Annotated in this window: 20 protein-coding genes and 1 tRNA gene; 13 read left to right on the forward strand and 8 right to left on the reverse strand. The window is 73.1% G+C overall.

Translation table 11 applies throughout. From position 1 onward, the window contains the following. Nucleotides 1-73 precede the first annotated feature (73 nt). Together QP119_RS11865 and QP119_RS10810 are read right to left on the reverse strand one after the other, a co-directional pair. A complete protein-coding gene (locus QP119_RS11865; RefSeq protein ID WP_415684509.1) occupies nucleotides 74-148 on the reverse strand; it encodes a 50S ribosomal protein bL37 in 75 nt (24 codons plus the stop codon). 123 nt (nucleotides 149-271) lie between these two features. Beyond that, on the reverse strand, nucleotides 272-529 hold the full coding sequence (locus QP119_RS10810) for a WhiB family transcriptional regulator (protein ID WP_075663404.1): 258 nt from the start codon (nucleotides 527-529) through the stop codon (nucleotides 272-274). 508 nt (nucleotides 530-1,037) lie between these two features. Between QP119_RS10810 and QP119_RS10815 the strand changes: the two genes are divergently transcribed. Further along, nucleotides 1,038-1,541: a hypothetical protein gene (locus QP119_RS10815; protein WP_284776091.1), complete on the forward strand. Its 504-nt coding sequence runs from the start codon at nucleotides 1,038-1,040 to the stop codon at nucleotides 1,539-1,541. A gap of 166 nt (nucleotides 1,542-1,707) precedes the next feature. Here QP119_RS10815 and QP119_RS10820 read toward each other — a convergent pair whose 3' ends face one another. Continuing rightward, nucleotides 1,708-2,970 (reverse strand): hypothetical protein, encoded by a 1,263-nt coding sequence (locus QP119_RS10820; RefSeq protein WP_284776093.1) that lies wholly within the window; start codon nucleotides 2,968-2,970, stop codon nucleotides 1,708-1,710. Next, nucleotides 2,967-4,304: a DEAD/DEAH box helicase gene (locus QP119_RS10825; RefSeq protein WP_284776096.1), complete on the reverse strand. Its 1,338-nt coding sequence runs from the start codon at nucleotides 4,302-4,304 to the stop codon at nucleotides 2,967-2,969. The genes QP119_RS10820 and QP119_RS10825 overlap by 4 nt, the downstream gene beginning before the upstream one ends. A gap of 137 nt (nucleotides 4,305-4,441) precedes the next feature. On the opposite strand from QP119_RS10825, the gene QP119_RS10830 reads away from it, so the two are divergent. From QP119_RS10830 to QP119_RS10865, 8 genes are all read left to right on the forward strand, one after another. Next, complete coding sequence (locus QP119_RS10830; protein WP_284776098.1) at nucleotides 4,442-4,669, forward strand: DUF3107 domain-containing protein; 228 nt, start codon at nucleotides 4,442-4,444, stop codon at nucleotides 4,667-4,669. 90 nt (nucleotides 4,670-4,759) lie between these two features. Further along, nucleotides 4,760-5,620 carry a DUF3152 domain-containing protein gene (locus tag QP119_RS10835; protein ID WP_284776100.1) on the forward strand — a complete coding sequence of 287 codons (861 nt, stop codon included), beginning with the start codon at nucleotides 4,760-4,762 and terminating at the stop codon, nucleotides 5,618-5,620. Continuing rightward, the gene (locus QP119_RS10840) at nucleotides 5,617-6,573 is read left to right on the forward strand and encodes a TIGR02569 family protein (protein ID WP_284776101.1); all 957 of its coding nucleotides are present in this window, start codon (nucleotides 5,617-5,619) and stop codon (nucleotides 6,571-6,573) included. The genes QP119_RS10835 and QP119_RS10840 overlap by 4 nt, the downstream gene beginning before the upstream one ends. Before the next feature lie 3 nt (nucleotides 6,574-6,576). Continuing rightward, a complete protein-coding gene (locus QP119_RS10845) occupies nucleotides 6,577-9,795 on the forward strand; it encodes a PD-(D/E)XK nuclease family protein (RefSeq protein WP_284776103.1) in 3,219 nt (1,072 codons plus the stop codon). Then, complete coding sequence (locus QP119_RS10850) at nucleotides 9,788-13,228, forward strand: ATP-dependent helicase (protein ID WP_284776104.1); 3,441 nt, start codon at nucleotides 9,788-9,790, stop codon at nucleotides 13,226-13,228. The genes QP119_RS10845 and QP119_RS10850 overlap by 8 nt, the downstream gene beginning before the upstream one ends. Before the next feature lie 198 nt (nucleotides 13,229-13,426). Continuing rightward, nucleotides 13,427-14,509 (forward strand): potassium channel family protein, encoded by a 1,083-nt coding sequence (locus QP119_RS10855; protein ID WP_083666796.1) that lies wholly within the window; start codon nucleotides 13,427-13,429, stop codon nucleotides 14,507-14,509. Further along, a complete protein-coding gene (locus QP119_RS10860; RefSeq protein WP_284776106.1) occupies nucleotides 14,506-15,282 on the forward strand; it encodes an NAD(+) diphosphatase in 777 nt (258 codons plus the stop codon). The genes QP119_RS10855 and QP119_RS10860 overlap by 4 nt, the downstream gene beginning before the upstream one ends. Next, nucleotides 15,279-17,354 (forward strand): ATP-dependent DNA helicase UvrD2, encoded by a 2,076-nt coding sequence (locus QP119_RS10865; RefSeq protein ID WP_284776107.1) that lies wholly within the window; start codon nucleotides 15,279-15,281, stop codon nucleotides 17,352-17,354. Before QP119_RS10860 ends, QP119_RS10865 begins: the two co-directional genes overlap by 4 nt. Here the strand turns inward: QP119_RS10865 and QP119_RS10870 are convergent. Next, the gene (locus QP119_RS10870) at nucleotides 17,293-18,255 is read right to left on the reverse strand and encodes a hypothetical protein (RefSeq protein WP_284776109.1); all 963 of its coding nucleotides are present in this window, start codon (nucleotides 18,253-18,255) and stop codon (nucleotides 17,293-17,295) included. The two genes, QP119_RS10865 and QP119_RS10870, sit on opposite strands and share 62 nt — an antisense overlap. Before the next feature lie 68 nt (nucleotides 18,256-18,323). Between QP119_RS10870 and QP119_RS10875 the strand changes: the two genes are divergently transcribed. Further along, nucleotides 18,324-18,860, forward strand: coding sequence for a M48 family metallopeptidase (locus QP119_RS10875; protein ID WP_284776111.1), 537 nt, complete (start codon nucleotides 18,324-18,326; stop codon nucleotides 18,858-18,860). A gap of 5 nt (nucleotides 18,861-18,865) precedes the next feature. Here QP119_RS10875 and QP119_RS10880 read toward each other — a convergent pair whose 3' ends face one another. Then, nucleotides 18,866-20,290, reverse strand: a complete 1,425-nt coding sequence (locus tag QP119_RS10880; RefSeq protein WP_284776113.1) for a zinc-dependent metalloprotease — start codon at nucleotides 20,288-20,290, stop codon at nucleotides 18,866-18,868. An 83-nt stretch (nucleotides 20,291-20,373) separates the two neighbouring features. Here QP119_RS10880 and QP119_RS10885 point away from each other — a divergent pair, with 83 nt between their 5' ends. Beyond that, nucleotides 20,374-21,426 carry a YlbL family protein gene (locus QP119_RS10885; protein ID WP_284776115.1) on the forward strand — a complete coding sequence of 351 codons (1,053 nt, stop codon included), beginning with the start codon at nucleotides 20,374-20,376 and terminating at the stop codon, nucleotides 21,424-21,426. 72 nt (nucleotides 21,427-21,498) lie between these two features. On the opposite strand, the gene QP119_RS10890 is transcribed toward QP119_RS10885, so the two are convergent. Together QP119_RS10890 and QP119_RS10895 are read right to left on the reverse strand one after the other, a co-directional pair. After that, nucleotides 21,499-22,215, reverse strand: coding sequence for a hypothetical protein (locus QP119_RS10890; RefSeq protein ID WP_284776117.1), 717 nt, complete (start codon nucleotides 22,213-22,215; stop codon nucleotides 21,499-21,501). A gap of 90 nt (nucleotides 22,216-22,305) precedes the next feature. Further along, nucleotides 22,306-22,794 carry a PPA1309 family protein gene (locus tag QP119_RS10895; protein ID WP_284776121.1) on the reverse strand — a complete coding sequence of 163 codons (489 nt, stop codon included), beginning with the start codon at nucleotides 22,792-22,794 and terminating at the stop codon, nucleotides 22,306-22,308. Nucleotides 22,795-23,117: 323 nt separating this feature from the next. On the opposite strand from QP119_RS10895, the gene QP119_RS10900 reads away from it, so the two are divergent. Together QP119_RS10900 and QP119_RS10905 are read left to right on the forward strand one after the other, a co-directional pair. Then, the gene (locus QP119_RS10900; protein WP_423777804.1) at nucleotides 23,118-26,081 is read left to right on the forward strand and encodes a UPF0182 family protein; all 2,964 of its coding nucleotides are present in this window, start codon (nucleotides 23,118-23,120) and stop codon (nucleotides 26,079-26,081) included. A 232-nt stretch (nucleotides 26,082-26,313) separates the two neighbouring features. Continuing rightward, a tRNA-Met gene (locus QP119_RS10905) sits at nucleotides 26,314-26,390 on the forward strand. Nucleotides 26,391-26,428 lie beyond the last annotated feature (38 nt).

Here is a 26,428-nt window from a genome sequence, read left to right on the forward strand (position 1 = left end):
GCCGGGATCCTCTGGGGGATCCCGGCCGCGCCACCTTCGACTTCGCTCCGCCTAGCGGGGGCGGTCGATCAAGCTAGCAGTTGGGCCGCTTGCCGTGGTTCGACTTCTTCTTGCGGCGGTCCTTGCGCTTGCGTCCGCGCTTGCTCATGGGGCACCTTCCTTGCTGGGCGGTTGGGTTTCTTTGTCGCTCACACTGTAGTGCCGGCGGGCACGACCGCGGTAATCGGGGTCGGCCGCTCAGGCGGCTCCGGGTGAGGGGAGCGGGTGGGGCCTAGACGGCGACGCGGGTGCGGCGGCCGCGCTTGTTGCGGCGCTTGAGCGCGCGGCGCTCCTCCTCGGACAGGCCGCCCCACACGCCGGCGTCCTGGCCGGTCTCCAGGGCCCAGGCCAGGCACTGGGAGGTGACGGGGCAGCGGTTGCAGACGAGCTTCGCCTTGGCGATCTGGGCCAGGGCGGGCCCGGAGTTGCCCACGGGGAAGAACAGTTCGGGGTCCTCGTCGCGGCAGACGGCCTTGTGACGCCAATCCATTTCGGGTCAGTCTCCTTAGGAAGTCTCGGGTTACAGAAAAATGCAGTGGGAAACGATCGGTGAACGGGACCGGGCGCACCAGAGACACATCCCCGCCCGCTCGTGGGGATGCGCATTGTTTAAGCTCTCGGGCGAGTGCGTGCGGGGCGGGATCGCACGGGGAACGGACCCCCGGCTCGCTCCGCAACGGTTCACTCGGCGTTAACCCGCTGGCGCTCTCGGGTTAAGGGCCGGTTTTCCAACCGGTTGCTTTTGCTGATTGTTGATCATGGCACGGTTACGTACTCTTGGCTAGAGTTACACCGAAAATGTGTCCGAAGTTACAGTATATACTTGGCCTCCGGCACGATCGGGGGCGGATATAGCTCTGAAAAATTACTGAGGGGAACCTTGGTAAAACGGTTTGGCCAGCGGAAACTAACCCGCGCGACTGAGTACGCGCGCCACGGCGGCGTCAAATTGACTCGCCCCGGTCGCCCGGAAGGCCCCGCCCGATAGGATCGAGGCCGTGAACAAGACCAGTCCCAGCCCGAAAAGCGGACCCGCCACGACCCCGGCCCGTGCGGGCGGGCGCGTCCCCGTGCCCGCCACCGTGCGCTATGCCGGGATCATCGCCTGCGTGCAGTCGGTGGTCGTCATCGCCTACGCCATCCTGCTGCTTGCCCGGCAGGTCCTCGGCGAGCGCGGCGCCGACATCGTCAGTGAAGCCGGCGGCAACGCCGGTTGGGTCGCCACCGGCACCGCGGTCTTCCTGCTCATCGTCTTCGGCGGCGTCTTCGCCGGCGGTCTCGGGCTGGCCCGCGGCACCCACCGCTGGGGGCGCGGCCCGGTGATCATCCTGCAGATCATCTTCCTTCCGATCTCCTTCAGCATGTTCGGCGCCGGGGCCTGGCCGCTCGGCGTGGTCACCCTCGTCAGCGCCGTGGCCATCCTGGTCCTGCTGTTCAGCCCGGCCTCCGTGCACTGGGCCGCCGCGGCCTTCGACACCACCGGCCCCGAGCAGCGGCGCTGAGGCGGACACCGCAGACATCGTGGATCCGGCGGGCCCGCAGGGCCCGCCCGCCCACGCCGCAGGTACGCGCCGGCGGTGAGCGGCGCGACGTCGTCAATTGACCGGGAAACCCCCGCTCACCCGGAGAACCGGGTGCGCGGGGGTCTGCTCCGCGGGAACGGCGGCTTCAGAGCACGCGCAGGGCGGCCAGCTCGTCGCCGCGGCGCTCGATGACGCGGTCGCCGGCCAGGGCCAGGTCCACCTCGCCGGTGTAGCCGGCGCGGTCGACGGGGATGGTGTGCTCGACCTTCCCGGTGTCCCAGTCGGCCACGGCCAGGCCCTCGGCGGTGGGGTAGACCAGGCGGCCGCCGACGGCCACGCCGGTGCCCGTGGCGTCCTCGAGCACGTGGGCGACCTCGAGGTTGTCCGGGTGCATCAGGTGGAGGCGCTCGCCGTCGAACCAGCTCATGTGGTGCGGCAGGTCCGCGGTGCGAGGCAGGAAGAGGCCCTCGGGGGTGCCCTCGTCGGCGGGGGCGCCGATCACGGGGGCGTCGGCGACGTCGCGGGAGAGGCGCTCGGTGCCGTCCTGGGCGAAGCTGCGCAGGCGCGGGGCGGGGCCGGGCTCGAAGACGGCCGCGCCGTCCTGGCCGACGGCCACCAGGCGCGAGCCCGAGGCCAGCGCGACCTCACCGTCCATCTCGGGGGCGCGGGAGTCCTCCGGGGTGGTCGCCTGGAAGCGCAGCCAGGTGTGCTCCGGATCGTCGGGGCAGTCCTCGGTCACCGCGAGCAGCTCGGTGCGGGTCAGCGCCGAGTTGATCACGCACTCCTCGTGGGGCTGCTGCTCCGGCTCCTGCTTGGCGGGCACGTCGCCGTACTCGACGGTGCGCACCAGATCCGAGCGCCACAGCTCGACGCGCTCGGGGGAGGCCACACCGACGCGGCTGTTGGAGACCACCGAGGCGACCTCGTCGGGCGCCGGGGCGGAGCGGGTCGCCGAGTAGGAGCCGTCGGCGGCGTGCAGGGAGACGGCGTCGCCGCAGCCGGCCTCGGCGGCCGGGTCGCGGAAGACAAGCACGGCCGTCGACCACGCCGCACCGGCCGCACAGAGTTCGCGGTCGGCGCGAGTGTAGGACCACAGCTGCGTGCCGTCGGGGGCCAGGCCGCGGGCGCCGTGCTCCTCGGGCACCACGGTCACGCCCTCGATGACGATCGGGCGGGTGGTGCCGGGCGGGGACAGGGCGGGGGTGGACCAGTCGGCCTCGACGGCGGTGGGCGAGGAGCGGGGCTCGTCGGGGATCGCGGCCGAGGCTTCGGCGACGGTGTGGCTGACCTCGCGCACGGAGGCGGTGAAGACCACACCGAGCACGGCGGCCATCGCGACGACGGCGATGACGGCGGTGGCGATCAGGTCACCGCGGGTGCGCCGCAGCGGCGCGCCGGCCCCGCTCAACGGCGGTTCCTTCCGCGTCCGCGGCCGCCGTGGCCACGTCCGCGGCGGCCGTGACCGTGGCCGCCACGGCCGCTGCGCTCCTCGCCGGGGGCGGGCAGGCCGAAGACGCGGCGGGCCCGGCCCACGCGGTCGGGGGCGTCGTCGGGAATGTCGAGCGCCTCGCCGAGCTCCGGGGAGGTGGAGAACCAGCGCGGCGGCTCGGCCATGTCCAGGCCGACCTCGTCGTTGATCGCGGACCACTTCGCGGCCTCGTCGTAGCCGATCAGGGTCACGGCGGTGCCGGAGTGGCCGGCGCGTCCGGTGCGCCCGATGCGGTGGATGTAGGTCATCGGGTCGTCCGGGGTCTGGTAGTTGATCACGTGGGTCACGTCGTCGACGTCGATGCCGCGGGCGGCGACGTCGGTGGCCACGAGGATCTCCACGATGCCGTCGCGGAAGGCGTTCAGCGACTTTTCGCGCGCGCCCTGGCCCAGGTCACCGTGCACCGAGGCGACGGTGAAGCCGCGGCCGGCGAGGTCCTCGGCCACCCGGGCGGCGGTGCGCTTGGTGCGGGTGAAGATGATGGTGCGCCCGCGCCCGTCGGCCTGCAGGATGCGGGCCAGCACCGCCGGCTTGTCCATGCGGTGCGACAGGAAGGCGACCTGCCGGGTCGAGGCGTGGGTCAGCCCCGACTCGGTGGCCTCGGCGCGGATGTGCACCGGGCGGTTCATGAAGCTGCGCGCCAGCGCCAGGATCGGCCCCGGCATCGTCGCGGAGAAGAGCATCGTCTGGTGCCGGTGGGTCAGGGTGGCCAGGATCTTCTCGATGTCCGGCAGGAAGCCCAGGTCGAGCATCTCGTCGGCCTCGTCGAGCACGAGCACCGCCACGCGGTCCAGGCGCAGCTCGCCGCGCTGGTGCAGGTCCAGCAGGCGGCCCGGGGTGCCGACGACGACGTCCACGCCGGCGTTGAGTGCGTCGATCTGCTCCTCGTAGGGGCGCCCGCCGTATATGGTGGTCACGCGCACCGGCAGGTTCTTCGCGGCGGTGGTCAGGTCGTCGCCGACCTGGTCGGCCAGCTCTCGGGTGGGGGCGACCACCAGGGCGCGCGGGGTGCCGTCGAGCTCCTCGACGTCGGCGGAGTCGAAGACGCGGTCGAGCAGCGGCACACCGTAGCCGAGCGTCTTGCCCATGCCGGTGCGCGCCTGGCCGATCAGGTCGCGGCCGTCGAGCGCGATCGGCAGCGTGAGCTCCTGGATGGCGAAGGTGCGGGTGATCCCGGCGGCCGCGAGGGCCTCGGTGATCTCGGCGGCGACGCCGAGTTCGGCGAACGTGGGACTGGTACTGACGGCAGACACACCTAGATACTATCGGGCGCGGGCTATGATGGGCCCCATGCCTCGACCCGGGGCCCGGCCGTGCGACGGGCGGGCCCTTTTGACGGGCGGGCGAGCACGAACCCGAGACGAAGGAAAGCGAGCTCTGTTTCAGCAGCATGGAACTCAAGATCGGCTTCAAGGACACTCCGCGTGAACTCGTGATCGACGCCAAGGGCGACGCCGAGGCCGTCTCCGGCGAGGTGCGCTCGGCCCTCGAGCGCGGCGAGGGGATCCTGGAGCTGGAGGACCAGCGCGGCCAGCGCTACCTCCTCCGTGTCTCCGAGGTCGCCTACGCCGCCGTAGGCGCGGACACCCCGCGCACCGTCGGCTTCGCCGGGGCCTGACCCGGCCCGCCGGCGCCCGCCCCGCTGAGCCTTGAATGCCCCGGGCGCGCCGGCACCACCCCGCCCACTTCCTCGACCCCTGGTTGGCTGATGTCTCACGAACCCTGGTACGTCCGCTTCGCGCGGTCCTTCGGCTGGCGCGCCTACGCCATCCCGGTCCTCGCCGTGATCACCGTGTGGGTGCTCATCGACGTCTTCACCGGGTCCGGCATGTCCTCGCCCGAGCAGACCCCGGACCAGGCCGCTGAGTCCTCCACCCTGGAGACCGGCCCGAACCCGGCCGACCAGCCCGACCCGCGCATCGCCGCCGCCGAGCTGCCGGCCGGCGGGCCCTACGCCACGGAGAGCACCGGTGAGTACCGCCTGATCGGCCGGCCCGGCGCCGAGGCGGGCCGGGGCACCGAGAAGACGGTGCGCTACGTCATCGAGGTCGAGAAGGGCGTGGACACCTCGTCGACGGGCGGCGACGACGCGCTGGCGCACATGATCGACACCACCCTGACCAACCCGGCCGGGTGGACCCACGACGAGCGCTTCCGCTTCGAGCACGTCGGTCCCGACGACGACCCGAACATGCGCATCCAGCTGACCAGCGTGGGCACCACCCACGAGACCTGCGGGCACGACCTGGCCATGGAGACCAGCTGCTTCTACAGCGACGGCAACCGCCTGGTCATCAACGAGGCCCGCTGGGTGCGCGGCGCCACGCCCTTCAAGGGCGACATCGGCTCCTACCGCCAGTACCTGATCAACCACGAGGTCGGCCACGGCATCGGCTTCGCCGCCCACCAGCCCTGCGGCGGCGACGGCGAGCTGGCCCCGGTGATGATGCAGCAGACCCTGAGCCTGAACAACGCCGAGCTGCACTCCTTCGACCCGGAGGAGGTCTACCCGGACGTCGACGAGACCTGCCGCTACAACCCGTGGCCCTACCCGAAGGTGCAGCCGTGACGCGGCGCGCAGAGCCCGGCCGGGACGGCACGGTCCACGACATCTCCGAGGCGCGTGGTACCCGACGGACCGGACGAGAGATTGACGACGCCCGCGACGCAGGCGCGGATCAGGCTTCCGTGGCGGCTGCGGCGGGCGTGCCCACCCACGTGGCGGCGGCCTTCCAGGCCGACGACCGGCAGGCCGCCGTGCCGCTGGGCGCGGCCTGGGACAACGGCTGGCGCCTGGGCACCGTCGCGCTCTCGCGCGCCGTGGGCCCGCACACCACCTGGTCGGCGCGGGTGCGCGAGCGCCTCGAGATCGACGGGCTGCGCGTGGTGCGCCCGGTGCGCGCCACCGACGGCCGCTTCCTGGCCGCCGGGTGGCGGGCCAACCAGTTCGTCGAGGGCGAGCCGGGCGCGCGCGTCGACGAGACCGCCGCGGCCGCCCTGCGCCTCGAGGCCGCGCTGGTCGCCGGCCTCGACGACGGCCTGCCGCTGCCCGAGTCGGACCCGGAGGACGTCTTCTGCGCGGCCGACCGGGCGGCCTGGTCGACCCACGAGCCGCGGGTGCTCGGCGGCGTCGAGGACGGCCTGCACCGCGACCTGCTGCTCGAGCTGCGCGCCGCGATGGAGCCCGTCGAGGGCCCGGCGGTGCCCGGCCACGCGGACATGCTGGCCACCACCGTCTACGCGCCCGGCAACCCGCCGGCGCTAACCGACCTGGTCGGCGTGATGCACCCGCGCGGCTACACCGCCGCGCAGGTCATCGTCGACGGCCTGCTCGCCGGCGCGGTCGACGCCGGGGTGATCGCCCGCTTCCGCCACGTGCCGGACCTCCACCAGCTGCTCGTGCGCGCCGCGGCCTACCGCGTGTGGGTGCACGTGCTGCTCAGCAGGCCCGAGCCGGCCGCCTCCGCGGCGCTGGCGGAGGTCGTCGATCTGCTCCTGTCGCGCCCGGCTGGCACGCTGTGAGGCATGAGCGAACCCACTGACTTCTCCACGCCGCGCGTGTGCCTCGTGCGCCGCACGGTCGCGGACGCCCCGCGCGACTGGTCGCACCTGACCGACGGCCTGCCGGAGTCGGGCCTGTGGCGGGTCACCGGCCCGGCCGGCTCCGGGGTGACCAGCCTGCTGGTGGACACCGCCCTCAAACGTCTCGACGCCGGCGCAGACCCGGCCGGCGTGCTCGTGATCACCGCCGCCAAGGACGCAGCCGCCCGGGTACGCGACATGATCGGCCGACGCCTGGTCGAGCGCCCCGGGGCCCCGTACGTCTCTGACGCCACCCTGGTGCGACCGGTGCACTCGGTGGCCTTCGCGCTGCTGCGCGCCGGGATCGACGAGGAGATCCGCCTGATCACCGGCGCCGAGCAGGACGCCGTCATCCGCGAGCTGCTCCTCGGCCAGGCAGAGGACGGCACGGGCGCGTGGCCGGAGGACCTGCGCCCGGCGCTGACCTACCTCGGCTTCGCCCGGCAGCTGCGCGACTTCCTGCTGCGCGCCGCCGAGCGCGGCCTCGGCGAGGAGGACCTCGAGGCGCTCGGCGCCCGGCACGGCCGGCCCGCCTGGACCGGGGCCGGGGACTTCCTGCGCGAGTACCGCCGCACCATGAACCTGGCCGGCACCCGCCGGCTCAGCGCATCCGAGCTGGTCGCCCAGGCGCTGAAGCTGGTCACCGAGCGCCCCGAGGTCATTGAGCGTGCCGGGCTGCACACCGTGCTCGTCGACGACGCCCAGCACCTCGACCCGCGCTCCTGCGACCTGGTGGGCCTGCTGCTCGATCACGCCCGTACGACCCCCGGCGGGCTCGGCGTGCTCGCCGGCGACCCGCGCCAGTCGATCTTCCGCTTCCGCGGTGCCTCCCCGGCCTTCCTCACGGACACCGCCGTGGACCACGTCCTCGAGCTCCCCGAGACCCGCCGGCGCCCGGAGACGCGTCTCCTGGTCGCGGACACCGCGGCCACCGAGAACGCGGTGCTCGCCGACACCGTGCGCCGCGCCCACCTGATCGACCGCGTGGACTGGAACGAGATCGCCGTGGTGGTCCGCCAGGCTGGCCAGATCGAGCCGGTGCGCCGCGTGCTGCTCGCCGCCGGGGTGCCCGTGCACATCAGCGCCACCGACCTCGTGCTCGCAGAGCAGCCCATCGTCGCCGGCATGATCCTCGGGGTGCGCGCGCTGACCGAGGAGCTGACCCCCGGCGAGCTGCACGAGCTGCTGCTCGGCCCCGTCGGCGGCGCGGACCCGGTCACCCTGCGCCGCCTGCTGCGCGGGCTGCGCCGCTTCGACATGAACGCCCGCGCCGTCGAGACGCTCGCCCGCCTGATCGACCCGGCGGCCGTCCCGGACGGGGAGGAGGCCGCACGCCTTGCCGAGGTGCTCACCGAACGCGAGCTGGCGGTGCTCGGACGCATCCGCGGCGTCCTCGTCGCCGGCCACGAGGCACTGGAGTCCCGCGGTTCGGTCGAGGAGGTGCTCTGGGCGCTGTGGCAGGCCACGGGTCTGGCCGAGCACCTCTCCGCGGTCGCGCTGCGCGGCGGGGCCGCCGGCTCCCAGGCGGACCGCGACCTGGACGCGATGATGGCGCTCTTCGACGCCGCCGGCGACTTCGTCGAGCGCCGCCCGACCGCCGGTGTGGAGTCCTTCGTGCGCCACGTCGCCGAGCAGGAGCTGCCCACCGGCGTGCGCGACCGGCGCGCGGACACCCCGCAGGCCGTGCAGGTGCTCACCGCCCACGCCACCGCCGGGTGCCAGTGGCGCCGGGTGGTCATCACCGGGGTGCAGGACGACCGCTGGCCGGCCCTCGGCGAGACCGGTTCCCTTTTCGAGCAGGAGGAGTTCGTCGACCTGGTCGACCGCGACGTCGACCCGGACCTGCCGGCCGACCCGGAGGCGCCCGCCGGGCGCCGCGAGAAGCTCGCCGAGGAGCGCCGGCTCTTCCGCGAGGTCGCCATGACGCGCGCCACCGAGACGCTGACGGTCACCGCCGTCGACGCCCCGGAGGCCGACGAGCCCACCGAGCCCAGCCGCTTCCTCGAGGAGTACGCCGCGGCGAGCGGCGGGGCCGTGCGCGTCGAGCGGGTCACCCGGCCCGGCGCCGTCGAGGAGGAGACCGGTGCCGCGGGTGCCGATGCCGCCGGTGCCGGTGCCGCCGACGGCCCGGACACCGGGGCCGCCGAGGGGGCCGGCCGCTTCGCCGTACTCTCCGTGCCCGACCTCGTCGCCGAGCTGCGCCGCGCCGTCTGCGACCCGCAGGCCGCCGAGCCGCGCCGCCGCCAGGCCGCCCGCCAGCTGGCACGCCTGGCCGAGGCGGGCGTGCCCGGCGCCGACCCGGAACGCTGGTGGTCGGCCCGCGAGCCCAGCGACACCCGCGATCTCGTCGCCCCGGGCCCGGTCAACCTCTCGCCGTCGCAGATCGAGAAGCTTTCCGAGTGCCCGCTGCGCGCCGGGCTCGAGCGCCTCGTCGAGGGCACCGAGACCGCCCCGCAGCTGACCCGCGGCTCGCTGGCGCACGCCTTCGCCGAGGCGATCGCCCGCGGCGTCGACACCGACGAGGCGCGCCGCGTGGTCACCGAGGCCTTCGAGGACACCCTCTCGGTGCCCTCCTGGGCCCGGGAGAACGCCCTGGCGGACTGGAAGCGCCTGCTCGACCGCACCGCCTCCTGGATCGCCGTCCGCGACGGCCACTTCGACCTCGTTGGCGTCGAGACCGACGTCGAGGTGCCGGTGGCCCCCGACGTGGTCATCCGCGGGCGTATCGACCGCCTCGAGTGCGAGCGCGACAGCGGCGAGCACTTCGTCGTCGACCTCAAGACCGGCCGCAACGCGGTCTCGGTGAACGACGCCGAGGAGCAGGACCAGCTGCGCGCCTACCAGCTGGCGCTCTCCCGCGGGCGCGTCATCTCTGACCCCGACGACCCCGCGGCCGCGCGCGTGGTCGCCGGCGAGCCGCACCCGGCGATCGGCGGCGCCGTGCTCGTCTACCCGGGCACGGACCAGAAGAAGATCACCACCCGCGAGCAGACCGCCAAGTCCGCCGAGGAGCTCGACGCCTTCGCCGCCGAGCTGCCCGCCCTGGCCGAGGCCCGCCGCGGGCCGCGCCTGGTCGCCCACCTCAACCCGCACTGTTCGACCTGCCGGCTGGCCCCGGTCTGCCCGGCCCAGCCGCGGGGGAGGAGCGTCACCGATGCCTGAGTCCAACCCGCAGAACCGGATCAGCCCAAAGACCCTGGCGGCCCTGCTCGGCCAGCCCTCGCCCACGCCCCAGCAGGCCGCGGTGACCGGGGCGGGCCCCGGCCCGCTGCTCGTCGTCGCCGGCGCTGGCGCGGGCAAGACCGCCACCATGGCCGCCCGTGTCGTCTGGCTGGTGGCCAACGGCCTGGCCGAGCCCGACCAGGTCCTCGGCCTGACCTTCACCCGCAAGGCCGCCCAGCAGCTCGGCCACAAGATCCGCGGCCAGCTCGCCGAGCTCGCTGGCAGCCCCCGGCTCCGCGAGGTTGACCCGAGCGGCGCGCTCGCCGAGCGCCTGGCCGACGCCGCGCCGACGGCCAGCACCTACGACTCCTTCGCGGGCTCCATCATCCGCGAGTTCGGCCTGCTGCTGCCGGTCGAGCCGACCGCGCGCATCATCGGCCAGACGGAGCTCTTCACGATCGCCTCGCAGCTCGTCGAGGACTACACCGGAGTGCTCGAGACCACGGTGAGCACCGGTGCCGTCGTCGAGCGCGTGCTCGCCCTCAACGCCGAGATGGACAACCACCAGGCCGACCCGGAGGACGTCGCGGGCGAGGCACGCGCCTTCATCGCCAACGTCACCGACCTGCCCAAGGGCCCGCGCCAGCGCGACGCGCTGAACAAGGACATGCAGAAGTGGGTCGACGCCCAGTGCATGCGCATCGACCTGTTGCCGCTGGTGGCCGCGCTGCGCGCCGAGCTGCGCGAGCGCTCGCTGACCACCTTCGCGCAGCAGATGAGCCAGGCCGCGCGTCTCGCGGCCACCCGCCCGAAGGTGCGTGCCGCGCTGCGCCGCCGCTACCGGGTGGTCATGCTCGACGAGTACCAGGACACCTCGCACTCCCAGCGCGTCCTGCTGCGCTCGCTCTTCGGCGCCGACCCGGCCCCGGCCGAGTCCCCGGCGCCGGCCGAGACCGGCGCGCTGACCGTCGACGCCGTCGGCGACCCGATGCAGGCCATCTACGGCTGGCGCGGGGCGACCGCCGCCAACCTGCTCGCCTTCCGCGAGGACTTCCCCGAGGGGGCCGCCCCCGCCCCGAAGGCCGAGCTGACCGTCAGCTTCCGCAACCCCGCCCGCGTGCTCGCCGCCACCAACGCCGTCTCCGACAGCGTGCTCGGCTCCGCCGAGGGCACCGCACGCCCCGTCGCCCCGCTCGAGCCCTTCGGCGACGAGCCCGGCGAGGTCTCCCTGGGCTGGTACGAGACGATCGCCGAGGAGCGCGCCGCCGTCGCCGGGAGACTCGCCGCGCACTACCGCGCGGCCGCCGATGCCGGCGAGCACTTCACCGGCGCGGTGCTCGTGCGCAAGAACGCCCAGGCCGCCCCCATCGCCGCCGAGCTCGAGGCGCGCGGGGTGCCCGTCGAGATCGTCGGGGTGGGCGGGCTTCTCGACGTCCCGGAGGTCGCCGACGTCGTCGCCGTGGCGACGATGCTGGTGCGTCCCGAGAACAACGCCGCGGCCCTGCGCGTGCTCTCCGGGCCGATGGTCGGCCTCTCGGTCAAGGACCTGCAGGCCCTTGACGGCCGGGCCCGACAGCTGGCCCGGCGCTCCCGCCCGGCCCCGGCGGGGGAGGAGACCACGGGAATTTCCGACGTCCCGGACGCCGCCGCGTCCGTGTCCTCCCCGGAGGACGGCGCGGACACGGCCTGGGCGAACCTGCTCGCCGAGATCGACGAGGCGCTGCCCCCGGACGCCGAGCAGGTCGTGGGCCTGGCCGACGCCGTCGCCGACCTCGGCGAGGGCGCGGGTCTCAGCGAGGAGGGCGCCCGCAGGCTCGCCCGGCTCTCGGCGACCCTGCGCGCGCTGCGCACCCGCTCGATGGGCAAGCCCCTGCCGGAGCTCTTCGCCGACATCGAGTCGGCCACCAGGGTGCGCACCGAGGCGCTCGCCCGCGAGGACCCGGCCGCCGACGGCGCGCCGGGCACCGCGCACCTCGACCGGCTCGGCGCGGAGGTCGCCGCCTTCGCCGCCGTGCCCGGGGCCACCCTGCCGCGCCTGCTGGACTACTTCCGGCTCGCCCGCGACCACGAGGCCGGCCTCGCGCCGGGCGAGGTCTCCGTGCGCGCAGACCGCGTCCAGATCCTCACCGTGCACAAGGCCAAGGGCCTGGAGTGGCGCCACGTCGCCGTGGTGCACGCCGACGACCGGACCTGGCAGGCGACCCCGGAGACCTTCCTGACCCGGCCGCACACGCTGCCGCCGGAGCTGCGCGGCGACGCCGACGAGGCCGTTCAGTTCACCCCGGACGCGGAGAACCGAAAGGAGTTCGAGACCGGCGCGAAGGCCTTCATCGAGGAGGTACGCGCCACCGAGGCCCAGGAGGCGACCCGCCTGTTCTACGTCGCGGTCACCCGCGCCGAGCGCACGCTGTCGGTCACCGGTTCCGCGCTCAACGACACCGCCAGCCGGCCCGCGGGGGCCTACGGGATGCTCGAGCTGCTCGCCAAGCACGACCCCGAAAGCGTCGAGGCCTGGTTCGACCCGACCGCGGAGGCCGACGAGGACGCGGAGGCCGCCGGGGACCCCGCCGCCGACGCCGCGGCGGAAGACGCGGCCACGCGCACCACGGCGACGCAGCCCGCGACGCCGGCCGATGGGACGTCGGCAAGCACAGGCCCCGCGCTCTTCCCGGCGGTCGACGCGGATGCCGAGGTGCGCGCCGGCGCCGAGCGGGTGCGCGCCGCCCGCGCGGAGCTTCCCGAGGCCGCCGACGACGAGCTGTCGACGCAGTGGGAGGCCGACGCCACCGCGCTGATCGAGGAGCGCCGCGCGCTCGACGCCCCCGACGTCGAAGTGGAGCTCTCCGGGAGGCTGACCGCCAGCGATCTGGTCAACCTCGGCCGCGACCCGGACGCTTTCGCCCGGCGCCAGCGCCGGCCGGTGCCGTTCAAGCCGAACTCGTACGCCAAGCGCGGCACGGCCTTCCACTCCTGGCTCGAGGAGCGCTTCGGCGGGCAGAGCCTCATCGACGAGGATCAGCTGCCGGGCCTCGGCGAGGAGGAGGTCACCCCGGCGGAGCTGGCGCACCTCAAGGAGCGCTTCCTGGACAGCGCCTGGGCCGAGCGCACCCCGGAACTGGTCGAGCACCCCTTCGAGCTGGCCGTCGGACGCTCCGTGGTGCGCGGGCGCATGGACGCCGTCTTCCGCGACCCCGAGGCCGGCTGGGTCATCGTCGACTGGAAGACCGGGGCGCCGCCGCGCGGGGCGGACCTGCGCGCCGCCGCCGTGCAGCTGGCTGTCTACCGGGAGGCCTTCCGCGAGCTGCTGGCCGCCCGCGGGCGCGGCGACGAACCGGTGCGCGCGGCCTTCCACTACGTCGCCGCCGGCTACACGCTCGAGCCCGCGGACCTGCCCGGGCGTGCCGAGCTGGAGGCCCTCCTCGACGTCGACTGAGCCGGCTGTCGCCGGGTACCGTGGCCGCGCGGTGGCGGCTGCCCGGTGACGCCGCGGCCGCGCCCCGGTGGCGGCCCGCCTGTCACGGGTGCGGACTAGGGTGTGGGGGACAGACCAACAGGACCGGACCATGCGAGGCCCGCGCGCCGCCCCGGAGGACCCCGAGGCGGCGCGCGGCGCCGAGCGGCAAGGAGCAACGTGGCCAAGAGGTTGCGCGAGCGGCTGCGCTCGGACGGGGAGCTCTCCGAGCTGCCCGTGCACTCCCTTCTGGGTGTCATCACCGTGCCCGACGCGGAGCGCAAGAACCCCAGCCCGTGGGCGCTGATCACCCGGCGCATGCTCTACGCGCTCATCCTGATCTGCCTGGTCGCACTGGTCGTCTGGCTGGACTCGGACGGCTACTCCGAGGACCTGACCTTCATCGACGCGCTGTACTACTCGGCCGTCTCCCTGTCGACGACCGGCTACGGCGACATCACCCCGGTGACCGAGTCCGCCCGCCTGGTCAACATCGTCTTCATCACCCCCATGCGGATCGCCTTCCTGATCCTCCTGGTCGGCACCACCCTGTCGGTGCTCACGGAGGAGTCGCGGCGGTCGCTGAAGATCCAACGCTGGAGGAACCGCGTGCGCAACCACACCATCGTCATCGGCTACGGCACCAAGGGCCGCTCCGCCGTGGCCGCGCTGCTCGCCGACGGTCTGCCCGCCTCGCAGATCGTGGTCATCGACACCGACCGCCAGGCGCTGGCCCGCGCCGAGCACCGGGGCCTGGTCACCGTCCACGGCTCGGCCACCAAGTCCGACGTGCTCAAGATCGCTGGCGTCACGCGTGCCCGCGCCGTCGTCGTCGCCCCGAACCTCGACGACACGGCCGTGCTGGTCACCCTGTCCGTGCGCGAGATGGCGCCCTCGGCGATGATCGTCGCCAGCGTGCGCGAGAGCGAGAACCAGCACCTGCTTGAGCAGTCCGGCGCTGACTCGGTGGTCATCTCCTCCGAGACCGCCGGGCGCATGCTCGGCCTGGCCACCGTGACCCCCTCGGTCGTGGAGATGATGGAGGACCTGCTCAGCCCCGACGAGGGCTTCTCGGTGGCCGAGCGCCCCGTCGCCGAGGACGAGGTGGGCGCGAGCCCCCGCAACCTCGCCGACATCGTGCTCGGCGTGGTGCGCTCCGGGGAGCTGTACCGCATCGACTCGCCCGAGGCGGACAGCGTGGAGCCGGGTGACCGCCTGCTCTACGTGCGCCGCGTGACCGGAGAGGACACCGCCGCCCAGTGATCGTCTACCTGCCCGTCGACCCCGACGGCCGCTTCCCGGTGGCCGCCGGCAGGCCCGTCTACTTCACCGCCCCCGAGGTCGTCGACCACCACCGTGCCGGCTGGCTCGCCTCCGGCGTGCGCCCCGGCGAGGTCGTCGTCTTCCGCGCCGAGGCCGACGCGGTCGCCGCCGAGCTGGCCCGGCCCGGGGTGAGCGCGGGGACCGCCCGCGCCTTCGCCGCCGACCCGGTCGTCGGCCGCGCCCTGGCGCTGCTGCGCAACCGCGAGCGTGTGCGCTTCGACCCGCTCGACGGCTCCGAGCTGACCTACGCCGACCCCGAGGGCCGTGTGGGCACCGGGGCGGGCGGCCACGAGGTCTTCCCACGCATCAGCCCCGCCGTCATCGGCGCGGTCATCCACACCGGCGCCGACGGGGAGCCTGAGGTGCTTCTCGCCCAGAACCGGCGCCGGCCCGGCTACCACTCGCTGATCGCCGGCTACGTCGAGGCCGGCGAGACCCTCGAGGCCGCCTTCGCCCGCGAGGTCCACGAGGAGACCGGACGGCGCGTGCGCGACGTGCGCTACTGGGGCTCGCAGCCCTGGCCCGTCTCCGGGTCCCTGATGGTCGGCATGGTCGCCCACAGCGACGACCGCGAGGCCGTGGCCGCCGGCGACGGCGAGGTCTTCGACATCCGTTGGGCCACTCGCGCACAACTGGGCGAGCTGACCCTGCCCGCACCCGGCTCCATCGCGCTGCGCATGCTCGACGCCTTCGCCGCCGGGGAGCTGGCATGACGATCGACCTCTCCGCCCTGGACGAGGACCAGCGCGTCGCCGCGACCGCCCCGCGCGGGCCGGTGTGCATCCTCGCCGGCGCCGGCACCGGCAAGACCCGCACTATCACCTACCGCATCGCCCACCTGATCGACTCCGGCTTCGTCAGCCCCACCCGCGTGCTGGCCGTGACCTTCACCCAGCGCGCCGCCGGCGAGATGCGCGACCGCCTGGCCACCATGGGCGTCGGCGGGGTGCAGGCGCGCACCTTCCACGCCGCGGCCCTGCGCCAGCTGCGCTACTTCTGGCCCCAGGTCGCAGGCGACCTGCCCTGGAAGCTGATCGACAACAAGTTCCCGCTGATGGGCCGCGCCGCCCGCGCCGTCGGCCTGCAGACGACCACCGAGACGGTGCGCGACCTGCTCGGCGAGATAGAGTGGGCCAAGTCCTGCCTGCTGACCCCCGACGCCTACCCGGAGGAGGTCGAGGGCTCCGACCGCACCCCGCCGGCGCCGGCGAAGAAGGTTGCCGAGGTCTACCGCCGCTACGAGGAGATGAAGGCCCGCCCCGACGGCATGTTGCTGGACTTCGAGGACCTGCTGCTGCACACCGCCGGGGCCCTGGAGAACTCCGCCGCCGTGTCCGAGGAGTTCCGCGAGCAGTACCGCAGCTTCGTCGTCGACGAGTACCAGGACGTCACCCCGCTGCAGCAGCGGGTGCTCAAGGCCTGGCTCGGCGAGCGCGACGACCTGACGGTGGTCGGCGACGCGAACCAGACGATCTACTCGTTCACCGGCGCCAGCCCGGACTACCTGCTGAACTTCTCCCGGGACTACCCGGAGGCCACCGTGGTCAAGCTGCAGCGCGACTACCGCTCCACCCCGCAGGTGGTGGACCTGGCCAACACGGTCATCTCCCGGGCCCACGGCCGGATGGCCGGCACCCGTCTGGAGCTGCGCGGCATGCGCGAGCCTGGCCCCGAGCCGGAGTTCCACGAGTACCCCGACGAGCCCACCGAGGCCCGCGAGGTCGCCGGGCAGATCCTGACCCTGCTCGACCGCGGGGTGCCCGCCTCCGAGATCGCGGTGCTCTACCGCGTCAACGCCCAGTCCGCCGAGTTCGAGCAGGCGCTCTCGGACGCCGGCATCGTCTACCAGGTCCGCGGCGGCGAGGGCTTCTTCCAGCGCCCGGAGATCCGCCAGGCCGTCACGGCCCTGGTGCGCGCGGCCAACTCGGACGCCGCCGCCCAGCTCGACGCCGTGCCGCTCGGCCAGGCGGTGCGCCACGTGCTCGCCCCGCTGGGGCTGACGCCCACCGAGCCAGCCGGCGCGCAGGCCCGCGAGCGCTGGCAGCTGCTGGGGGCGCTGGCGGACCTGGCCGACCAGCTGGCCGCCACCGACCCGGAGCTGAAGTTCCCCGGCCTGCTCGCCGAGCTGCGCCGGCGCGCCGAGTCCCGCCAGCCCCCGACGGTGGAGGGGGTCACCCTGGCCAGCCTGCACGCGGCCAAGGGGCTGGAGTGGGACGCCGTCTTCCTGGTCGGCCTGGTGGAGAAGACCCTGCCGATCAGCCACGCGATCAAGGCCGGCGACCACCAGATCGAGGAGGAGCGCCGCCTCTTCTACGTCGGCATCACCCGTGCCCGCGAGCACCTGCACCTGTCCTGGGCGCAGGCCCGCCAGGAGGGCGGGCGCGCCTCGCGCAAGCGCACCCGCTTCCTCGACGGGGTGCTGCCGGAGACCGCCGACTCGGTGCCTGCGGGACGGACCCGCAAGGGCTCGCGCCCGCACCGCTGCCGGGTCTGTGGCCGGCCGCTGCACACGAGCACCGAGAAGGTGCTCGGCCGCCACGAGGAGTGCCCCTCCGACATGGACGACGCCGTCTTCGAGGGCCTGCGCGAGTGGCGCTCGGCCATGGCCCGCGAGCACGAGGTGCCCGCCTACATCATCTTCACCGACGCCACGCTGATCGCCATCGCCGAGGCGATGCCGCGCACCGTCTCCGAGCTGCTGGACATCTCCGGGGTGGGCCCGGTCAAGGTGCAGCGCTTCGGGGAAGACCTGCTGAGCGTGATCGCCGGATACGACCGGAACTGACCGCCCAGCACACCGGGCAGCGCCGGTGCCGCGGCCAGAGGGACGTCTCCGGCGCAAGTCCGGCCCGCACCTGTGCGACCTCGCCGGGGGCGGTGCCGGCGACGTGCGCGGCCTCCCGATTGCCGACGCCCGCGCCTGCCGCACCGTGTGCGTGCACGCCGGCGTCTGTGGCACCGGGCGCCGGGGCGCCCGTCAGGGCCAGCGCCGCCCGCGCGGCGTGCGCCGCGGTGGCGGCGGCCAGTACCGCATCGGGGCGGGGCGGGCCCGTCGGAAATTGGGCGACCACCTGCACCCAGCGCGGGTCGTGCTCGGCGCGGTGCAGGTCGACGCACAAGGGGCACGGGCCCTCGCCGTCGACGTGGGCGGGGCCGACCCAGCCGCGGTCGTCGACGAGGGCGACCGGCAGAAAGGTCGGCGCCTCGCGGATGAGCGCCGGGGCGAGCGCGCGGGCGTGGGCGAGCCGGTCGACGGCGAGCACGGGCACGTGCGGTGCGGCGGGCGCGGCGGCCAGGTAGGCGGTGTCGGACTCGCCGCGCAGGGGCCGGCGCACCTGCGCCCCGGCGGCGGCGAGGAGCCCCGTGGTCGCCTCGGCGAGGTTGCCGCGGCCGAGCACCACCACCGTCGGCCGGCGCCGCGGCACGGGGACCACGAGGCCGCGGGCGAGCATGTCGTCGACGAGTGCGGCGGCCGCGGGCTCGGCCAGCCCGGCCGCGGCGAGGCGCTCGACGGCCTCGGCGGGGGAGTGCGGCTCGTGGAGGGCGAGCACGGCGGTGACCGCGGCGGCCGGGCGGGGCACCTCGGCGATGCCGGCCGAGCGCGCGTCGAGACCGAACTGCACGTGGCGGCGGTCGCGCACGAAGGCGTGCGCGGTGGGCGCCAGGCGCAGCACGGCGGGCGTCACGGGTCCCCCTCCTTCCCCCGAAGGACGTGTCTTCGGCCGCCATTGCAGCACAGGTATCGTGGGCTGTCATGTCGAGTGAGCCCGAGGTGCGCGTGATCCGTTCGGCGCGGCGCCGCCGCACCGTGCAGGCGCGGTGGCGCGACGGCGTGGTCGAAGTGCGCGTGCCCGCGGCCATGACCCCGGCTGAGGAAGCCGAGGCCGTCGAGGGCATCGTGGCGAAGCTGCGGCGGCGCTCCGGTGCGGCGCCGCTTTCCGACGCCGCGCTTCTCGCCCGTGCGGACCGGCTCAACGAGGTACACCTGGAGGGCCGCGCCCGGTACAGCTCGGTGCGCTGGGTGGGCAACCAGAACACGCGCTGGGGCTCGTGCACCCAGTCGACGGGGGCGGTGCGCGTCAGCGACCGGCTGCAGCAGGTGCCGGACTACGTGCTCGACGCGGTGCTCATCCACGAGCTGGCGCACACCTTCGTGCCCGGCGGGCACACCGCGCAGTTCCACGAGTGGGCCGACCGGACCCCGCACCTGGAGCGGGCCCGCGGTTTCCTCGAGGCCTACCAGCGCTTCGGGCCGGGTGCCGGGGGCACCGGCCGCGACGCGGGGCAGTAGGGGCCCTACTCGGCGGGCTCGTCGCCCTCGCCGTCGGCGTCGCCCTCGCTGCGGTTCTTCTTCTCCTCCTCCTCGGCCAGCCGGCGCTCGAGCTCCTCGATCTCGCTGATCGGGTCGAAGCCCTCGGCGCCGCCGTCGTCGAGCAGGCCGTCGATGAACTCCGCGGAGTTGTCCAGGTCGTCTGCGGTCGGCAGGAAGTCGGGGTGGTTCCACACGGCGTCGCGGCGCTCGACGCCGACGGCGACCTCCGCGCGGCGCCACAACTCCATGGCCTCGGAGACCTTCGGCGCACCGAACTCGATGCCGACGACCTTGGCGAAGGCCTTCTCAGCCGAGCCGCCGGTGGCGCGGCGGCGGCGCCACGCCTCGTTCATCGCGGCCGTCGACGGGATGCGCTCGCCCATCGCGTTGGTGACCACCTGCTCGACCCAGCCCTCGACCAGCGCCAGCAGCGTCTCCAGGCGGGAGACCGCGACGGCGTTGCGCGAGCTGATGCGCGGGGAGAGGTCCATGTTCTGCAGCTGCTGCATGGCCTCCTGGATGGCCTGCGGGTCGCCGGACTCGAGGTTCAGCCCGCGGGCGGCCTCCTCGATGTGGGAGGTGTCGATGACCAGGCCGGCGGCGTACTCCTCGACGGAGGAGACCAGCCGCTCGACCAGCCAGGGCACGTGGCGGAAGAGGCGCTGGCGGGCGGCCTCGCGCGCGGCGATGTAGACGAGCACCTCCTGGGCGGGCACGTCCAGGTCGGCGGCGATGGCGTGGATGTTGCCCGGCAGCAGCGCGGTGGTGCCCTCCGGGGCGACGGGAAGGCCCAGGTCCGAGCCGGTCAGCGCCTGGCCGGCGAGCTCGCCGAGGGCGTGGCCGAGTTGCAAGCCGAAGTTCATCCCGGACATCTGCTGCATCATCTGGGCCATCGGCCCGATCATCTGGCGGGCCTCCTCGGGAAGCGACTCCAGCTGCGCCTCGTTCATGTGCTCGGCGACGGGGGTGACCATGCGCTTCCACATCGGCAGGGTGCCCTCGAGCCAGTTCTCGGGCGTCCAGGCCACGGGGCGGGAACCGGAGGCCGGCAGCGTGGTGGCGTCGTCGAGCCACAGCTCGGCCAGCCGCACGGACTCCTCGACGGCGGTGGTGTCCTGCTCGCGCACGCCGCCGGACTTGCCGGTCAGCTCCTGGCGGGCGATGCGCAGGGCCATCTCGTAGTTGACGGGGCCGGCGCCCTCCGGCGAGTTCATCGACGAGCCCATCCCGGACAGCATCTGCCCGAACTGGTTGAGGATGTCGCCTAAACCGCCCGCGCCGGCGGCACCGCCCGCCCCGGCGCCGGGAAAGAAGGCGCCGAAGGGGTTCTGCTCGCCGCGCTTGTCGCGGCCGTTGTCGTCGTCATCGTCGTTGTTGCCGAAGGTAAAACCGAATCCGCCTGAAGTCATGCCTCCAAACTACCGGCAGGCCGGGGCGGCGACCACGGTCCCGGCAACGCTGTCAGCGAACACGCACCTGTAGCGTGGTGGGGGTGAATCGCCGCCTTCGAACCGTCGTCTGGGGCGCCGTGCCCGTCGTGGCACTGGCCGCCCTGGTCTCGCTGGACCATGTCCCGGGCACCGACCACTCGCTGACCGTGCCCTACGTCGCCGAGGGCCCCGGGCCCAGCTTCGACACCCTCGGCGAGGTCGACGGCCAGGAGGTCATCGAGCTCGGGGGCGTCGAGGAGGAGGACACCGGCGGCCAGCTCAACATGACCACCGTGGCCGTGCGTTCGCAGCTGACCCTGGCCCAGGCGCTGGGCCGCTGGCTGTTCAGCGACGACACGCTGGTGCCCGCCGAGCAGGTCTTCCCCTCGGACATGACGCGCGAGGAGATCGACCGCTCCAACCAGGTCGCCTTCTCCTCCTCCGAGGCCGCGGCCACCACCGCCGCGCTGACCCACCTGAACCGCCCGCTGGTCGTCGAGGTCGCCGGCGTGCTCGATGACACCTCGGCCTCCGGGGTGGTCGAGGAGGGCGACCGGCTGCTCGCCGTCGACGGGAAGAAGGTCGAGCGCCCCGGCGCGGTGCGCGACGCGGTGCTCGAGCACAAGCCCGGCGACGAGGTCACCCTGAAGCTCTCGCGCGGCGGCGAGGAGCGCGAGGAGAAGGTCACCCTGGGCGAGAGCCCCGAGGCTCCCGAGCGCCCGCTGCTGGGCGTGCTGATGGGCGCGGCCTCGGCCGATGGCATCGAGGTCGACTACAACCTGCAGGACATCGGCGGCCCGAGCGCGGGCATGATCTTCTCGCTGGCGGTCATCGACAAGCTGACCCCGGGCGCGCTGACCGGCGGGCACTTCGTGGCCGGCACCGGCACCATCGACGAGGACGGCTCCGTCGGCGAGATCGGCGGCATCGAGCACAAGGTGCGCGCCGCCCGCGACCTGGGCGCCGAGCTCTTCCTCGCGCCCGCGGGCAACTGCTCCGCGCTGGCCGGTCAGGACACCGGCGACATGACGGTGGCCAAGGTGTCGAACCTGGACGAGGCGATCGACACGATGGACGACTTCGCCGCCGGCCGCGAGGTCACCACCTGCGAGTAGTCCCCGGCGGGGGAGCGGTGCCGCCCACCCGCGCGCCGGGGCGTCGGCGGTCGGGTGTTTACTGCCGGGTGCTCAACCGCGCGTGGTCGTGGCCGACTCGCTCGGCTCGTCGCTCGACTCCGCGTCGGTCTCGGCCTGGCGCTTGTCTCCGCGGTCGCGCTCGCTGGGCTCGCGGTCGCCGGAGCGGTCGGGGTGCTCCGGGGCGGTCCAGTCCTCCGGCGGCTCGGCCAGGCCGAGCTCGTAGATGCGGTCCTCGGGGTCGATCTGGTCGGTGGAGGCCATCTGCTGGACCACCAGGCCGCGCTTGTTGTCCACCACGGTCAGGATCGCGGTGTTGCCCAGCGTGGACCAGCCGACGACGCGGTCCTTCTTGTCCTCGACCACCCGCGAGCTGCGCAGCTCGGTGAGCACCTGGGTCGTCGAGGCCGCCTTCGACTCGGAGGCGAAGAACTGGAACTGGCCGACCTCGCCGCCCGAGCACTCCACGGAGTCCTCCAGCCCGTTGGGCGTGCAGGAGTCGAACTGGTCGAACAGTTCATCCGGCACCAGCCCGGAGAACCGCTCGCGGGCCTTGGCCAGCTCGCGCTCCTCCTCGCTGGCGGTGGTGCTCGCGCTGCTCTCCGCGGAGGTGTCCGTCGTCTCCTCGGGGCTGCTTTCCGAGGTCGCGTTGGTCTCCGTGGTCGGTTCCGGCTCGGCGTCGTCGGTGCCGCACGCGGTGAGCGTGAGCGTCAGCGCGGCCGCCAGGGGCAGGCCTCGGCGGACGAGGCGGAGGCGGGCGTTAGCGGTCACGGCGGGACACCTTTCTTCGGCCGGGGGTTTTACGCCCGTCCATCGTAACCGCAGGCGGGCGCACGGGGGTCCTGAGGGCTGCGCCGGGCGCTAGCCCTCGCCGAAGGTCGGGTCCTGCTCGAGGCCCTGGCGCAGCAGCGCGATGACCCCGGGGGCCACGCCGGGCCCGCCGCGCAGGTCGATCTCGTCCTCGGCGAAGGGGCCGCGGTCGGCGAGCTCGGCCTCGGTGGGGCGGCGCTGCAGCAGCGTCAGCTCCGCGCCCGAGCGCAGCACCCCGGAGAAGAGGCGGGCGCGGTAGGTCTCGGACTCCGCGCCGGCCGAGGAGTCGCGGAAGACGATCTCCTGGGCGAGCACCGCGCCGGCGACCTCGCCGGGCCAGGCGATGCGGCCGAGGTAGTCGAGCAGCTCGCCGGAGCCGGGCGTGATGCCCTCGGGCAGGCTCTCCTGGACGACCAGGGTCAGCGGGGCTTCCTCGACGTCGGCGACCTGGTCCGCCAGCAGGCGGGAGGGCACCAGACCGAACAGCGTGGGCTGCGCGTCCCAGCCCTCCGCGTGGACGAAGTCGACGGCCTCGAGCATCGCGCGGTTGAGCGCCTGGTGGCTCTGTGCGGGATCGTTCACTTCTTCTGTGCCTTCCTCTCGGTTCTCGCCCCCGTGTCTATGCCCCCATATTGTGCCCCGGGCGCCGGCGGTGCCGGGACGCGGGCGCCACGCGCCACGCGCCACGAGCCACGCGGCGTCGGAAAGCGAGCTGAATGGGACGGTGCATTTGGCTTGGAGCCCCGTTAAATTCGTATGGTGGAACGTACACCCGTCTGCGGGCGGGCAGTACCGCTTGTTACCGCCAACGCAACACCTGAGGAGACGTCTTGGCGAACGGATTAAGTACCCCCGCCGCCCCGATGCGGCGCCCGAACAAGGCGATCAGCACCACCATCGCGGTGATCGCCGTGCTGGTGATCCTGGCCCCGGTGCTCATCGGGGTCTACACCGACTGGCTCTGGTTCGGAGAGGTGGACTTCAGGGGTGTGTTCACCAAGGTCGTGGTCGTGCGGATCATCCTCTTCGTGGTGTTCGCGCTGCTGGCCGGGGCGATCGCCTTCGCTGCGGGCTTCCTGACCTGGCGCAACCGGCCCAAGGACCTCGGTGACACGGACCTGAACTCGCCGGTGCACCAGTACCGCATGGTCATCGAGCGCTCCGTGCGCCTGCTGCTGATCGGCGTGCCCGTCATCGTCGGGCTGTTCGCCGGCGTCTTCGGCCAGTCGACCTGGCGGACCGTGATGATGTTCCTCAACCGGCAGGACTTCGGCTCCACCGACGCGCAGTTCGGCAAGGACCTCGGCTTCTACGCCTTCCAGCTGCCGTTCCTGGAGCTTCTGGCCTCCTCGCTGTCTACGATCCTCATCGTCGCCTTCCTCATCGCGCTGGTGGGCTACTACCTGCTCGGCGGCATCCGCGTGGGCAACCAGGCCACCGGCGTGCGCGGCACGGTCAGCCGGCCGGCGCGCATCCAGTTGATGGTCACCGCCGGGCTGTGGATGCTGGTCAAGGTCTTCCAGTACTGGCTCGACCGCTTCGGCCTGCTGATCAACGAGAACCAGACCTTCACCGGCGCCAGCTACACCGACGTGCACGCCCAGCTGCCGGCCAAGATCATCCTGATGGTCATCGGCCTGGTCGTCGCCTTCGCCTTCTTCTCCGCCGTGGTGCTGAAAGACCTGCGCGTGCCGGCCCTGGCCACCGTGCTCATGGTCGTCTCCGCGCTCGTGGTCGGCGCCGCCTGGCCGCTGATGCTGGAGCGCTTCTCGGTCAACCCGAACCGCCAGCAGAAGGAGGCCGAGTTCATCGCCCGCAACATCGAGGCGACGCGCGAGGCCTACGGCCTGACCGACGACAAGGTCACCTACCTGGACAACTGGGGCGCGGACGGCGCGAGCAACGAGAAGGTCGCCAACGACGAGGAGACCATCTCCAACATTCGCCTGCTGGACCCGGAGATCCTCTCGCCGACGTTCACCCAGCAGCAGCAGCTGCGCAACTTCTACGGCTTCCCGGACACCCTGGCGGTGGACCGCTACGAGGTTGACGGCGAGACCCGCGACTTCGTGGTCGCCGCCCGTGAGCTCGACCCGAACGCGCTGCGCGAGAACCAGCAGGACTGGATCAACCGCCACACCGTCTACACCCACGGCAACGGCTTCATCGCCGCGCCGGGCAACCAGGTCGACGAGGTCGCCCGCGACGTGGGTTCCACCCGCGGCGGCTACCCCGTCTACACCGTCTCGGACCTGCAGACCAACGAGATCGCCCGCGAGAAGGAGGCCACCGAGGAGCTCGGCATCAAGGTCGACCAGCCGCGCATCTACTTCGGCCCGGTCATCGCCTCGGCCAACGACGGCGCGGACTACGCCGTCGTCGGCGCCGACACCGAGCAGCCCGTCGAGTACGACACGGACAACTCGAGCTACATCTACACCGGCTCCGGCGGCGTGGGCATCGGCAACTGGGTCAACCGCCTGGCCTTCGCCGGCAAGTACCAGGAGCTGAACCTGATCCTGTCCGACCGCGTGGGCGGGGACTCCAAGATCATCTTCGACCGCGACCCGCGCACCCGCGTGGAGAAGGTCGCCCCCTGGCTGACCACGGACTCCAAGACCTACCCGGCCGTCATCGACGGGCGCGTGAAGTGGATCGTGGACGGCTACACCACGCTGGACTCGCTGCCGTACTCGACGCAGACCTCCCTGCAGGGTGCGACCGAGGACGCGCTGAACCCGGACGGCACCAACCAGCGCCTGGTCTACGACGAGGTCGGCTACATCCGTAACTCGGTCAAAGCCACCGTCGACGCCTACGACGGCACCGTGGAGCTCTACGAGTTCGACTCCGAGGACCCGGTGCTCAAGGCCTGGGAGGGCATCTTCCCGGACACGGTCAAGCCGGAGAGCGAGATCTCCGACGAGCTGCGCCAGCACCTGCGCTACCCGGAGGACCTGTTCAAGGTCCAGCGTGAGCTGCTCATCCGCTACCACGTCGACGACCCGACGGTGTTCTTCACCAACGACGCGTTCTGGTCCGTGCCCGGCGACCCGACGGCCGCCGAGGAGAACCAGAGCCTGGCCCAGCCGCCGTACTACGTCACCGCGCGCGACCCGCGCGACGAGAACGGCGAGGCGTCCTTCCAGCTGATCACCCCGTTCCGCGGCCTGAACCGTGAGTTCCTCTCCGCGCACATGACGGTGACCTCGGACCCGGACAACTACGGCGAGATCACCGTGCGCGTGCTGCCGACGAACACGCAGACGCAGGGCCCGAAGCAGGCGCAGGACACGATGATGTCCTCCGACGAGATCGCCCGTGACCGCACCCTGTGGCAGAACACCACGGATCTGCACAACGGCAACCTGCTGACCCTGCCGGTCGGCGGCGGCGAGATCCTCTACGTCGAGCCGGTCTACTCGCAGCGCAAGGGCCAGGAGTCCGCGTTCCCGAAGCTGCTGCGTGTGCTGGTCTCCTACAAGGGCCAGGTCGGCTACGCGCCGACGATCTCCGAGGCGCTGCAGCAGGTCGGCATCAACCCGAAGGCCGCCCAGGACATCACCGAGATCGACGGTGACTCCGACGGCGAGTCCGGCGACGCCGAGGACCAGAAGTCCGGCGAGGCCGACAAGGACACCGAGGAGACGACCGGCCCGTCCGCGCCGGCCGGCGGCTCGGGTGCCGAGGGCGACGCCATCCAGCGCATCAACGACGCGCTCAACGGCCTGGAGAAGGCCCGCGGCGGCTCGCACGAGGAGTACGGCAAGGCGCTCGACGAGCTGGACAAGGCGGTGGAGGCCTACCGCAACACCCAGGGCAACTAGCCCGCTTACCGACGTCGCGCCCCACGGCGACCGCGCCCGCGGTCACCGTGGGGCGCTTCGCGTGGGTGGGGGCGTGCACCGCGGCTGTGTGCGGTCGTGTGCGCCGCAGGACACGTGTGCCGCTTCGTGGCTTCGTTTTTACGGGGTGCGCAGGGGATTTGGACTGTGGCGGGGTTCTGGTTAAAGTATGTACCCGTTGCCGCAAGGCATGGTATCCGGAACGGATACGTGACGCGGGGTGGAGCAGCTCGGTAGCTCGCTGGGCTCATAACCCAGAGGTCGTAGGTTCGAATCCTGCCCCCGCTACCACTTGAAGCGCCGGCCGCAAGCGAGAAGCTGGCGGCCGG

Source organism: Corynebacterium frankenforstense, from assembly GCF_030211955.1.
GTDB classification, from domain to species: domain Bacteria; phylum Actinomycetota; class Actinomycetes; order Mycobacteriales; family Mycobacteriaceae; genus Corynebacterium; species Corynebacterium frankenforstense_A.

What these genes read in the sequence shown, in the direction of transcription:
- QP119_RS10810 (WP_075663404.1), bottom strand. Translation starts at nt 529, where the DNA reads ATGGATTGGCGTCACAAGGCCGTCTGCCGCGACGAGGACCCCGAACTG.
- QP119_RS10830 (WP_284776098.1), top strand. Translation starts at nt 4,442, where the DNA reads ATGGAACTCAAGATCGGCTTCAAGGACACTCCGCGTGAACTCGTGATC.
- QP119_RS10835 (WP_284776100.1), top strand. Translation starts at nt 4,760, where the DNA reads ATGTCTCACGAACCCTGGTACGTCCGCTTCGCGCGGTCCTTCGGCTGG.
- QP119_RS10845 (WP_284776103.1), top strand. Translation starts at nt 6,577, where the DNA reads ATGAGCGAACCCACTGACTTCTCCACGCCGCGCGTGTGCCTCGTGCGC.
- QP119_RS10850 (WP_284776104.1), top strand. Translation starts at nt 9,788, where the DNA reads ATGCCTGAGTCCAACCCGCAGAACCGGATCAGCCCAAAGACCCTGGCG.
- QP119_RS10865 (WP_284776107.1), top strand. Translation starts at nt 15,279, where the DNA reads ATGACGATCGACCTCTCCGCCCTGGACGAGGACCAGCGCGTCGCCGCG.
- QP119_RS10875 (WP_284776111.1), top strand. Translation starts at nt 18,324, where the DNA reads ATGTCGAGTGAGCCCGAGGTGCGCGTGATCCGTTCGGCGCGGCGCCGC.
- QP119_RS10880 (WP_284776113.1), bottom strand. Translation starts at nt 20,290, where the DNA reads ATGACTTCAGGCGGATTCGGTTTTACCTTCGGCAACAACGACGATGAC.
- QP119_RS10895 (WP_284776121.1), bottom strand. Translation starts at nt 22,794, where the DNA reads ATGCTCGAGGCCGTCGACTTCGTCCACGCGGAGGGCTGGGACGCGCAG.
- QP119_RS10900 (WP_423777804.1), top strand. Translation starts at nt 23,118, where the DNA reads ATGCGGCGCCCGAACAAGGCGATCAGCACCACCATCGCGGTGATCGCC.